This window comes from Brevibacillus sp. AF8, from assembly GCF_021270385.1.
Classification (GTDB): domain Bacteria; phylum Bacillota; class Bacilli; order Brevibacillales; family Brevibacillaceae; genus Brevibacillus.
This window is the reverse complement of record NZ_JAGQDN010000018.1, coordinates 119,668-130,615: the sequence shown is the minus strand read 5'-3', so window position 1 is coordinate 130,615 and position 10,948 is coordinate 119,668. Positions and strand designations below refer to the sequence as shown.

Sequence of the window (10,948 nt, the reverse complement as noted above, 5' to 3'; positions counted from 1 at the left end):
CTGTGCCCGGATCGGTAGGAGTTCCTGTGCCTGGATCGGTAGGAGTTCCTGTGCCCGGATCGGTAGGAGTTCCTGTACCCGGATCGGTAGGGTTGCCCGTGCCCGGATCGGTAGGAGTTCCTGTACCCGGATCGGTAGGAGTTCCTGTGCCCGGATCAGTAGGGTTGCCCGTGCCCGGCTCCCCACTATTGCCAACGACAACCTCATCTTGTGTTTGGGCATACGTGGTTGTCGTGAAACCGAAAAAGTTTTGGATGATGAGCAAAAGTGCCACCACAACGACCCAAGATTTCCTTTGCATATGCTCCTCCTGTACGTAATCAAACTAGCTCATTCTTTCTTTCAGTAAGAAGTGTTAGGGCTGAGATGAAGTCGTTTGTTTCCATTCAGCTTGAACGATCAGTCTGTCCTTCGGATCTTTTGCTCCAACAGGGGTGCATGTGACCAAGGTGATCAATGGCTTCTTTTGATCCTCAAGAACTTCTATTTGTGTACGATCTACGATAAAGGCTTTCACGACAACGAATTGGTAGGTTGCCGTTTTCGTCCTGATCTCAATCTCATCATAAGGTGCTAGTTCGTCCAAACGATTGAATTGCTTACCATGAGTAATCCCGCGATGACCTGCCAGTCCAACATTGTTCACACCGAATTCCTTCTCTGGCTCGATCAGGCCAACACCTTTACTCAAGGCATGCTTGTCCGCGCCTTCATAAATCATCATTTCCAGATCAATTTTGGGAATCCGAATCACGCCTCTGGCACCTTCCAACATAGCGAGCGGCTTTTGTATCTGAGGAGCTGGTGGGTCCTCGGATGCAGCCGTTTCTATTTGCTCGCTGACGTTGCTCAGTTGTTCGAACGCTTCGATGAGCTGTTCTTGCTTTTGTGCAGAGACCGCCGTTTCCCATTGAGGATAGAAAAGGAGGAATAAGCCTGCCAGGATAAACCCAGCACTTAACAGCACTCGCACATTCTTCAACTCCCTTTTCGCACCGTTAACTCAATTCATCTTTCCCCCCTTGCCTTAATTTTTAGTTACACTAAACTTTTTTCAGCCAGTCATTCTTCGTTGTATAAATCTTGCTAGTCGGGAACAACAGATTCACCGCTGTTCCAATTTTGAAAAAATGCCTAGAAGTATCATAATCTTTCGACCTAAACAATTTCTGAACATGAAAAAAGCCAGAGGAGAAAGAATCTCCTGCCTGGCTTTTTCGGTCTTTTTTCTATAGTTAATAGGCGACGCTCTTCGAAACAAATCCAACTAAAATCTTCCCATTTCCATCGATGGTGGAGCCGTAATACCAATCTCCACGTTCACCGACTACTTGAACAAGTGCATCTCTGACAGCGTAGCCCCTGCCTGGACTTTCTGTGGAAGGGGTCGAGAAGAAGTAGCCTTTCTCTCCTTGAATTTTAACGGTCTTGGGAGTAATTGGTGTATAAGAGGTGACCACTGTTTTGGAAACGTAACCTTGATCCATGGCGATAAATTCTGGCTGTGTACCGGATGCTTTGATTTCAAAACCATACCATAGGGTTGCAGTAACGACAGAGTCAAGGGATGGAGCAGAATAAACGTTAGCATTGTCTACAGCAACAATTGTTTTTGAAGGTAGTATTTTAGGTTGTGTACGGGGCGCCGCTGGCTTTGGAGGGGCCGATTTTTTCACTTGGCTGTTGGAAGAGCCGCCGCCACCGTTGTGATAGTGATATTCTCCATACTGTAATCCCCATTTTTCGCAGTTTGTTCTACAGGTGTGCCCACCATTCGCATCCGTTCTGCCTGGATGTGCTTCAATCATTTGAACAGGTAAAAAAGCAAAGCAAAGAATGAGTGCGAGTACTGAAATAATCTTTTTCATAGACAAACCTCCTAAGGATTCGCTTTCGCCCGCAACAAATTCAACCCCATCCCGATAAAAACAATCCCCGTCAGCTTGTTGAGAATGACAGAGAACTTCTGGTTATTGCGCAATTTTTGTGTAGCGAAGGAAGCAAACAGGGCGAGGAGACTACACCAGATGCCACCCGTAACGGTAAAAGTAAGACCAAGAATAAGGAAAGGGAGTGGTCCGGCTTCCGTCGCGCTAACAAATTGCGGGAGGAAGGCGATGAAAAACAGGGCGACCTTTGGATTCATGACACTTGTCAGGATCGCTTGCAGATAGACCTTTTCACCCTTCACCTTCTTGGAATCGGCTGCGTCAAAAACTGGTGATTCCTTCGTCATGAGCATCCGAATGCCCAAATAGACGAGATAGGCGACGCCCAATATTTTGACGATGTTAAAAAGCACGATGGACTGCGCCAAAATGAGCGACAAGCCGAAAGCAGCCAAGAGCGTGTGAATGAGTGAGCCTGTCAAAATGCCGAGAACCGAAAGAATACCTGCCTGTTTTCCTTGCGAAATGCTGCGGGTGATGATGTACATCGTGTCTGAGCCGGGTATCAGGTTCAACATGATCGCGGTCATCAGAAATGCTTCATAATGAATGATTCCAAACATCTCTTCTCACTCCTATCTGTCTATAAAATAAAAACAAATTATAGAATAATCTGATACCTAACGCAACGCGGAAAAATGAGGAAAAGCTCCCGACGCAGATCAAGGAAGGTATGCCATGATCGCGAGGGGGAGCTCCTAATTCAGCAAACAGATTACGGCGTTGATTCGGCAGTGCGTATCCAGCCTTCTTTTCCATCAAACACAATCTGATACCAGCCATTCAGATCTGCGATGACTTGGAAGGAACCATCTGCTGCTACCTGACCGATCTTCTCATATTCTTCACCGGGTCCTGCAAAAACATCGATTTTTTGAGTGGCAGGGGGAGTTTTATCCGTCGCTTCTGTTGTGCCGTCAGCAGGGGAAGGCGCTTCTTCTGACCCGGTTCCCTCGGTCGTTTCTTCGGAACCCTCCTCCAAGTCAGCCAGCTTTTCCATATAAGCCAAGCCATTGTCCTCGAGCTTGAACAAAGCGATTTCGTTTTCCCCTTTGCCTACCGCATTTTTCATGATCACATGCTCGGAGTCCTCTACGCTGAGTTCATCAGCCTCAACCGAAAAGCGCTTATCAAGTGACTCTTTTGTCAAATTCGGAGAGAGTGCCGTGTAGGCGTTAGCACGCTCCTTGCCGGATGCACTCACGATAATCACAGGCTTTTCTTTAGTTCCGAGAGTATCGTCGATCTTAGCCTTTGCCGATTTCATGTCTGCATCGAGCGACTGATCCAAATAGAGGATCGAGTCATTCGGCATTTTCGCTGCGAAGTAAAGACGTTGATCTGCCCCAGAGAGTCCAAATGCGTAAAGCTTTGCTCCCCAGCGATCTGTGCCGGAGAGTATGTCGGTGAACGTTCTGTCTGGATATCTCAATTGCAATAAGCGTGCGGGATCGTATTCCAACCAGAGCTTTTCCAGATCGGACAGGAGTGTAGCTGTATCCTGGAGTGGATTCAACTGTTCGTACAATTCACGTGCTTTGGTGAACTCGAACGACTTGATGTATTGTTCTGCTTGCTTGAGCTTGCCTTCCAGATAGCGGGTGATCGAATCGAGGACAGGTGAATCACTGGACAGCACATCCTCGATTTTGCGATAGGCGGCTGCCATGTCAACGAAGGCACTCAAATCCTTTGAACGAATGACCTCCTTGATTTCAGCTAGCGCATACTTTTCCAACTGACCCACTAACCAATCTGTTTCAATACCCAGTTTTTCGTAATGACGTATGCTTGTAGCCGTTTTGGTGATGACTTCTTCAAAAGGAGCAGAAGTGATCAATTTCCGTAGCTTCGTCTTTTCATAGTCCTGGAACAAGGCCGTGAGCTCTGCCTGCTTCTTCTTTTTGCCGCCGTAGTATTCATCTGGAATGGCAAGGAGTATTTCAATGAAAGATTCGTCCTGATATTTTTCCTTTTCGAGATTCGCTTGTGCCTGAGCCTTCGCTGTTTGCAAGGCATTCAAGTAATAATCGGAAAAGCTCTTATCCATCCCCATCTGAGCGGACAATTGCTGGAAAAACATCCCCGGTACGTCCTTTTGATTCTGATATTTCTGTTTGACTGCTTGGTATTGTTCGTAGACCGCGCCGATTTCTGCGACCTTCTTTTCCGAAATGGCCGCGAGCGATTGCTGTTGAAGCCCCTCCAGCTCAGTACGGATCGAAGTCAGTAGGAACATGATAGAATTCCATTCGTCATCCCCGTAGGACAGGACAGCCATATCATGGGCACGAGAAAAGGTTTCCTCGGCTTGCAGCAAGTTCTTTTGTTCGTAAAACGCCTTTGCTTGTTTATACAACGTAATCTGCTTGTATCCGAATCCGAGCTTGAACAGAACGGCGATCAAACCCAAGGCAAAGAGTCCGAGAAAAATATTACGGACCCAAAGGGACCTATGATAGGGAGAGATAGGCAGCATAAAAGGCTCCTCCTTCACAGTATGCCTTTGAAATCCGGGTCAAAGGCGTAATGCGTATCCACCCTGTTTTTGGTAGAATGATATAGTTGTTCCCAACCTTCATTCTTATGGGTTTGTACCATTTTTGCCAATCGCAGAAGGCGCTCGCGAGGCAAAAAATCGATAAATTCGATAATCAGATCCTGATATTCATCCACATACGACTTCATGCGGAGCGCTGCACCTGCCACCTGACCGATGAGTTGATCCCCGTTTTCCAGCAACAATATTTGCTTTTTATAACGTCTGACATAGGTAAGCACGGATTTTTTGACGAGCGAAGGCTGGACCTTGATGACTTCGCGCACATACTCCATGAAGTCCTTGTCGTACATAGACGGGATGAGCGTTTCGAGCTCCAGCTCCATGTCTTTGCGCAGGACGTAATGATTGAGGAACATGATCTTGCGTATCTTGATCGTATCGGAATCGATGAAGTGCCCGATCTCTCTCGTTTTTTCATAGGCTTCCTTGAGGTGTCCTTCTTTGACGTCGTTGCCCACTTCCTCTAAATGATGGAGAAGTGACTTCTTGATCGTCTCCATTTCCCTCGTTAAAAAGTGTTGAAATTGTACGTCTCTTTCATAGCTGCCGTATTTTTTCTGCATCATGAAAAACAAGACGAACAACACACAGCCAATACCTCCTGCGAGAGCTAATTGCAAAAGGGTATCCGCAGAAAGGACAGCAAGACAGACGAATAAGCCCAAGAGCAAAAAGCGCGTCTGCACATAGCGGCGCGTCACAGCGTGGGAAACCTGGCGGATCGGTGTGTAGGCTCTCCCGCAGGTCTCACAATGTGTCTCCCACAGGACATGATACGTATGGCATCGCGTGCACGCTTGAATTCTTTCATACGTATGAGTGGTTTTACGGGTTTTGCGAAATTGTACGCCGATTCGTTTTCTCATGGTGAATCCCTCTTCTCATTCAGTAAGGCATGAAGATGCTGATCGATTTCGGCGTTGGAGAGATTGCGCCGTTTTAGTCGCAGCAGCTTGAGGAATCGGACCGCTAGCAGCAAAAAAGCCGCAAACAACAGAAAGTAAGTTAACATAAAATTTCTCCTAACGAAGTTGTCGAAATCTGTAACAAAGAATCATGTCGTATCGTATTACGAGTAAGGGGCAATCATTCTAGTACTTTTTTATCATCTGTCTACTACTTCTTGAATCTAGTGGTAATAGTGTCATAGTCTTACTTTCTTTGCAACACTTCACAAATTCTTTGTAACGAACAAGAAAAGGAGCACTTATGAAAATAATACGATTCCGAATGTTATGTCGATACGTAGCATGTCTTGCCCTACTCTTGGTCAGTGTCCTCTCCGTCACTCATCCGAGCTTTGCGCAAACAAGCGGAAACAATATGGACGCTGTCCTGGTCGTGGACGTCAGCAACTCCATGACCCAAAGCGATAAGAACAAAGTCAGCAATGAAGCGATGAAAATGTTCGTCGACATGACGTCGATCCAAGCGAACAAGGTTGGTGTCGTCGCCTATACCGACAAGATCGAGCGGGAAAAAGCACTGCTTGAGATTAATTCCGAAGAAGACAAGAACGATATCAAAGCCTTCATCGACAGCCTGCAAAAAGGGGCCTACACCGATATTGCAGTAGGCGTAACCGAAGCAGTAAAAATCCTTGATGCGGGACGCAATCCAAACAATGCGCCGATCATCGTGCTGCTGGCAGATGGAAACAACTATCTGAACAAAGCATCAAGCCGTACCCAAACACAGTCTGATCAAGAGCTGCAGCAAGCTGTGAAAGAGGCAAAAGACAAGGGCTATCCGATTTACACGATTGGCTTGAATGCAGACGGTCAGCTTAACCGCACGACACTACAGCAGATAGCTGCGGAGACAAATGGTAAATTTTTCGAAACGAGTACAGCGGACAAGCTCCCGCAAATTTTGAGCGAAATCTTTGCAAATCACCTGAAGCTAAAGGTTGTCCCGGTTAAAAGCTTCGTCGCAAACGGTCAAGCTCAGGAGATTCCGATCCCAATCCCGAATGGCAGTGTCATGGAAGCCAACATCTCGATCATGTCGCAAAAAGCAGTGGAAGTGAAGCTGTATGACCCAGCGGGCAAGGAAGTACAAATCCCTTCCAACCAGGTGAGACTGTCGAAATCCAATGCGTACACGATGATCAAGCTGGTCAAGCCACAGCAGGGAGATTGGAAGCTACAGGTAAAAGGTGTCCCAAAGGAAAAAATCGATATTAACCTCATCTTCAACTACGATCTGCAATTGGAGATGGAGCCAGTCACATCCAAGAGCTTCAAGGCTGGCGATGTCGTACCGATCAAGGCAGCACTTGTTTCAAACGGACAGAAGGTAGCGAGTCCTGATCTGTACAAGCAAATGAAGGCGACACTGATCGTCAATGACAAGACGGATAATAAGACAAATGAGGTCGTCCTGAACAATACGGGCAGCGGGTTCGAAGGCAGCTTCACAATCCCGGTTGACCATACGTACGAGATAAAAATCAAGGCAGAAGACACCAGCTTTTACCGGGAGACGAAGCCACTCCTTGTCGATGCTGCCAAAACGGCAGGCTCTGGAGCGAACAAGCCGAACACAACCACTAATCCTGATGCAGAATCGAAACCATTTCCATGGATGACCGTAGTAGGAGGTACCGTGCTTCTCCTCCTGTTGATCGGTGCAGGTTTGTACGCACTGTCGATCTATCGCAAGGCGAACAAGGGCTTCGCTGGCCAAATCGCCATCGAGATCGTGGATGAGGACACAGGCGAAAAGTCTAATCCGCAGTACAAGAAACTGAACGCATTCAAAGGAAAAGTGAAGCTCCACCAGCTCTTGCAGCTCGCTCCTGAGTTTGCGGAGACAGAGAAGGTCATCTTTTTACCAGGGAAAAACGATACGCTGATCATCGAAAACCGTTCGAGCTGCCGAATCGAAAAGGCAGGGCGTGTACTCGATGCAAGCAAAGGCAAAGAGTTGAAGAAAAACGATCGCATCAAAATTTCGTTAACGAATGTGAACAAGTCCTTATATGTAGATTACATCGTCTAGGAGTGAGTCGATTATGAAAGCAGTTGTGAGAGAACACATTCAACAATTGGACGTATCCCTCGGCGGAGGAATCGTCAGTGACAAGATTCGCGTAGATACAATCGATAACCCGATGCTCGTCATCGGTCTTGGCGGTACAGGAATTGATGCGCTTTTGCGCCTGAAATACCAAGTGAACAGACGCTTCAAGCTGCCGGTAGACCAGCTTTCCAAAAAGCGCAAGGAAAAGCCGGACAATATTGAATTCATCGCGTTTGAAACGAATGAGCATGACCGCAACAAAAAGTACAAGGGCATCGGACTCGATCCAGTGACGGAGTTCGTACTCCTGTCCAACCCTGAGATCGGCGGTGTGTTGCAGAATCGCAGCATTCTGGAGCCGTACATCACGGATTGGCTCTCGCCAGAGCTGACAATTACGGACGGAATCAGCGGAGCATCGGGTGTACGCCAGGCAGGGCGACTCCTTCTCTTTACGAAAATCACGCAGGTGGTACAAACCATTGAGAAAAAGATCAAGATGCTGTGCGAGGGCACGAACAAAAAGCTGACTGTTTTCCTCTTGAGTGGTTTGTCCGGGGGAACGGGGAGCGGTTGCTTCCTCGACATCGCCTATATCGTACGAGGCATTTTGGAGCGCGACTTCGGCAGTGCGGGGGTAGACAAGGTGAATACGCTGGGCTACCTGTTCACGCCTGACGTCAACCTGTCGAACAAGAGTCTCAGCTCGCACACACGCGACTACATCATGAAAAACGGTTATGCGGCCTTAAAAGAGCTGGACTACTGGATGAATGCGGATGAGCGCAATGAGCGTTTCCGCCAGCAATACGGCAACGTGCTCACCGTGCAGTCGCCAATGCCGCCATTCAACCTGTGCCATTTGATCTCTGCGACTAATCTGGAAGGCAAAGCATTGGAAAATGCCTACGATTACTGCATGAACGTAACCGCGGAGAACATCACGAACTTCATGGCGAGCGAAGAAAAGCGCTCGGGTGAAGAGTTTGCTATCCACGACTATATCAGCAACATCCGTACGAATATCAACCAGATGCCAAAAGCGTACGCAGCCAACTACCAGTACAACGTCATCGGAGCTTCCTCTGCTGTCTTGCCAATCGAAGAGATGACAACGTACTTGGCATATCGTTTGTTTAAAAAGATGGAAAAAATGTTCACGGTAGCCCCAACGCAAGAAGATGCAGAGAAATTCGCCCGCAAGCTGGGAATCGACATCGACTCGATTTCCCGCAAGTTCGAGGAGCGCGTTCCTGAGCCTTTGCCAGGCTATGAAAACAGCGAGCGTCTAAACTACAGCAACGTGATCACCCAACAAGTCGTGAGCATCGACCACGAGCTGGAGCAAGGCTATCTCGCCAAAGCGCGCGAAGTGTACATCAAGTCCAAAAAGCAGATGCCAGGCGACATGATCTCTGTTTTTGGCGAAATGATCACGCGTGTATTCCTGCACCCGCAGCAAGGACCATTCTATGCATCCCGTCTGATTCATTCGGACAAAGGCTACTGCCTGATGAAAATGATCCTTTCCTACATCGAGAGCCTCAAGGCGAATTTGGAGAGCTTCCCGCCTGAGATCGAGGGCGCACGAGAGAACGCGAATGAAAAGCTGGGCGATGCCCGCAGTGCTTTCATCTCCAAGGAGAAGAAGAAAAACAGCTACATCGAAGCGAAGATCAACGAATACCAGCTCCTGGCTGATCAGGAAAAGCTGGAACAAATGATCGAATTCTACGAAGAGCTGCACCGTTTGTTGAATGCAGAAAACAACCGCATTTATAACGTATTTACTGAGATTTTGAACGCACTCAACCAGATTTTCGAGCAAAACGGCGACATCCTGATCAACGGCGGCGAAGAGAGTGACCGCACTGGCAACAAAACGTACTACTGGAACATCGTCAGTGTGCCGGATATCTCCAAAGTCGTCAGCAACATCCTGGAGCAAAAGGATGCGGATGACCTGATCCGCGATTTCACCAGCGAGCTGCTGCGACACTCCGATCAGTGGGTTAAAGAGCAGGAGCTGGATATCGTCAGCTCGATTTCCGAATTCCTCTCGGAGAAGTTCGGTGAGGTGATTACCAAGTCGATGGAAGAATTCCTCGTGATCAAATACGGCCAGGACGAGACACTCGACCGCATCGTAGAGCGCAAGATTGCGAGCAAGCTGGATGAAGAGGCGATTCCAGTCTTCCACCTGAGCAACAATCTCGGCAATATGCACTTCCCTTCCTGGGGCTTTGTATCCGTGCCGCTGAAAGCACCATCGATCTTGAAGGGGATTAAAAACTATCAAAATACAGCGATTAGCGGTTCTCGTTTTACCGTCAAAGAAAGCGAAGTCAAAAACCGCATCTTCTGGCTGAATACAAAAAACGGTGTTCCACTGTTCGCTTACACACCGTTGAAGGTCTACGAGGAAAGCTACGAACGTACAATTCTGGACAGAGAGGGTATTGGACGCCACCTCGTTCAAACGGAAAAGAACAACTGGGCGTATCTACCATCCCCTATTCCGGAAAAATCGTGGGGAGACACGTACCAAAACGGGCGGATCAAAGCGTACAACGCCAAAGTACGCGAACTGTTTGACCGTGCGGTGCGCTACGGAGTCATCCGCGAAAAAGGCAGCGACAGCAAGACCAGCAACCGCTATGAATCCATCGTGACGAAGCCGTTCTCGCTGGCCACTTTCCTGGCTAAGCATCAAGCGCAAGGAGACGCAACCAAGCTGAGCCCAGGCGAGATCAAGCGTGTATTGGTTGAGCTCAAAGGCTTCATGAAAGATGGTCTGGAGCAAGAATTTACACGTGATGTGTTCGGCAGTATCAATGAAGAGATGGCAAAAGAAAACCTGATTCGCTATCCGGAGCAGATTCGCCTGATCGAACAAGAAGTGAGCAAATACGAAGAAATCGAGGCCAAAATCCAGGAGCTGGAGCAGATCGTAGGTGCCATCAAGGACGAAGAAGAGCTGGTGACCCGATTCATCGAAGCCCTTTATACAGGGACGATTTGCAAGCGCGGTGCGCTGTACGTCTACGACAAGGATGAGGAAGAAGATGCGTGGGAGCCATTCATCAACCTGATGAAGGTCAACAAGCACGTTGAATTCGCTATCTATGAAAAATTCCGCGCATTGGATCACAAGAGCATGGCAACCATCCAGCGCAAGGCTGCAAAACGCAGTGACGCGATGACTTCAGCAGAGGATACGCAGCAATTGCTGGCAAAACTCGAAGAAATCGCAACTGCTTTCCAAGAAACGAAAAACGATCTGGAATACGATCGCGACGAATACGTAAACGGTGAAGAGCTGTTCCAGTTCTACAAAAAGGTCTGGTCAAAAGTAAACGATATGCGCAAGACGCTGCAATAAACAATTAGGATCGTTTGATAATCGAGGAGG

General features: G+C 47.9%; 9 protein-coding genes. 2 read left to right on the top strand and 7 right to left on the bottom strand.

The genetic code is table 11. From position 1 onward, the window contains the following. The 7 genes from KB186_RS21160 to KB186_RS21130 form a co-directional block, all read right to left on the bottom strand. The coding region (locus KB186_RS21160) for a hypothetical protein (protein WP_232774310.1) at positions 1 to 301 on the bottom strand (301 nt) is incomplete at its 3' end. A 54-nt stretch (positions 302 to 355) separates the two neighbouring features. Continuing rightward, positions 356 to 973 (bottom strand): class D sortase, encoded by a 618-nt coding sequence (locus KB186_RS21155; protein ID WP_173610259.1) that lies wholly within the window; start codon positions 971 to 973, stop codon positions 356 to 358. Positions 974 to 1,235: 262 nt separating this feature from the next. Beyond that, positions 1,236 to 1,868: a YHYH domain-containing protein gene (locus KB186_RS21150; protein ID WP_173610260.1), complete on the bottom strand. Its 633-nt coding sequence runs from the start codon at positions 1,866 to 1,868 to the stop codon at positions 1,236 to 1,238. An 11-nt stretch (positions 1,869 to 1,879) separates the two neighbouring features. Further along, the gene (locus KB186_RS21145; protein WP_173610261.1) at positions 1,880 to 2,512 is read right to left on the bottom strand and encodes a LysE family translocator; all 633 of its coding nucleotides are present in this window, start codon (positions 2,510 to 2,512) and stop codon (positions 1,880 to 1,882) included. Between the two features lie 152 nt (positions 2,513 to 2,664). Then, positions 2,665 to 4,428, bottom strand: coding sequence for an SH3 domain-containing protein (locus KB186_RS21140; RefSeq protein WP_232774309.1), 1,764 nt, complete (start codon positions 4,426 to 4,428; stop codon positions 2,665 to 2,667). Between the two features lie 14 nt (positions 4,429 to 4,442). Then, a complete protein-coding gene (locus KB186_RS21135; protein ID WP_173610263.1) occupies positions 4,443 to 5,378 on the bottom strand; it encodes a hypothetical protein in 936 nt (311 codons plus the stop codon). Beyond that, complete coding sequence (locus KB186_RS21130) at positions 5,375 to 5,524, bottom strand: hypothetical protein (RefSeq protein ID WP_007724683.1); 150 nt, start codon at positions 5,522 to 5,524, stop codon at positions 5,375 to 5,377. The genes KB186_RS21135 and KB186_RS21130 overlap by 4 nt, the downstream gene beginning before the upstream one ends. A gap of 197 nt (positions 5,525 to 5,721) precedes the next feature. Between KB186_RS21130 and KB186_RS21125 the strand changes: the two genes are divergently transcribed. Together KB186_RS21125 and KB186_RS21120 are read left to right on the top strand one after the other, a co-directional pair. After that, the gene (locus KB186_RS21125; protein ID WP_232774308.1) at positions 5,722 to 7,515 is read left to right on the top strand and encodes a vWA domain-containing protein; all 1,794 of its coding nucleotides are present in this window, start codon (positions 5,722 to 5,724) and stop codon (positions 7,513 to 7,515) included. A 13-nt stretch (positions 7,516 to 7,528) separates the two neighbouring features. Further along, entirely contained in the window at positions 7,529 to 10,918 is a 3,390-nt protein-coding gene (locus KB186_RS21120; RefSeq protein ID WP_232774307.1) for a tubulin-like doman-containing protein, read from the top strand. Positions 10,919 to 10,948 lie beyond the last annotated feature (30 nt).

Excerpts from the sequence above, each read along its gene's own strand:
- KB186_RS21145 (WP_173610261.1), bottom strand. The coding sequence starts at position 2,512 with ATGTTTGGAATCATTCATTATGAAGCATTTCTGATGACCGCGATCATG.
- KB186_RS21125 (WP_232774308.1), top strand. The coding sequence starts at position 5,722 with ATGAAAATAATACGATTCCGAATGTTATGTCGATACGTAGCATGTCTT.
- KB186_RS21130 (WP_007724683.1), bottom strand. The coding sequence starts at position 5,524 with ATGTTAACTTACTTTCTGTTGTTTGCGGCTTTTTTGCTGCTAGCGGTC.
- KB186_RS21120 (WP_232774307.1), top strand. The coding sequence starts at position 7,529 with ATGAAAGCAGTTGTGAGAGAACACATTCAACAATTGGACGTATCCCTC.
- KB186_RS21150 (WP_173610260.1), bottom strand. The coding sequence starts at position 1,868 with ATGAAAAAGATTATTTCAGTACTCGCACTCATTCTTTGCTTTGCTTTT.
- KB186_RS21140 (WP_232774309.1), bottom strand. The coding sequence starts at position 4,428 with ATGCTGCCTATCTCTCCCTATCATAGGTCCCTTTGGGTCCGTAATATT.
- KB186_RS21135 (WP_173610263.1), bottom strand. The coding sequence starts at position 5,378 with ATGAGAAAACGAATCGGCGTACAATTTCGCAAAACCCGTAAAACCACT.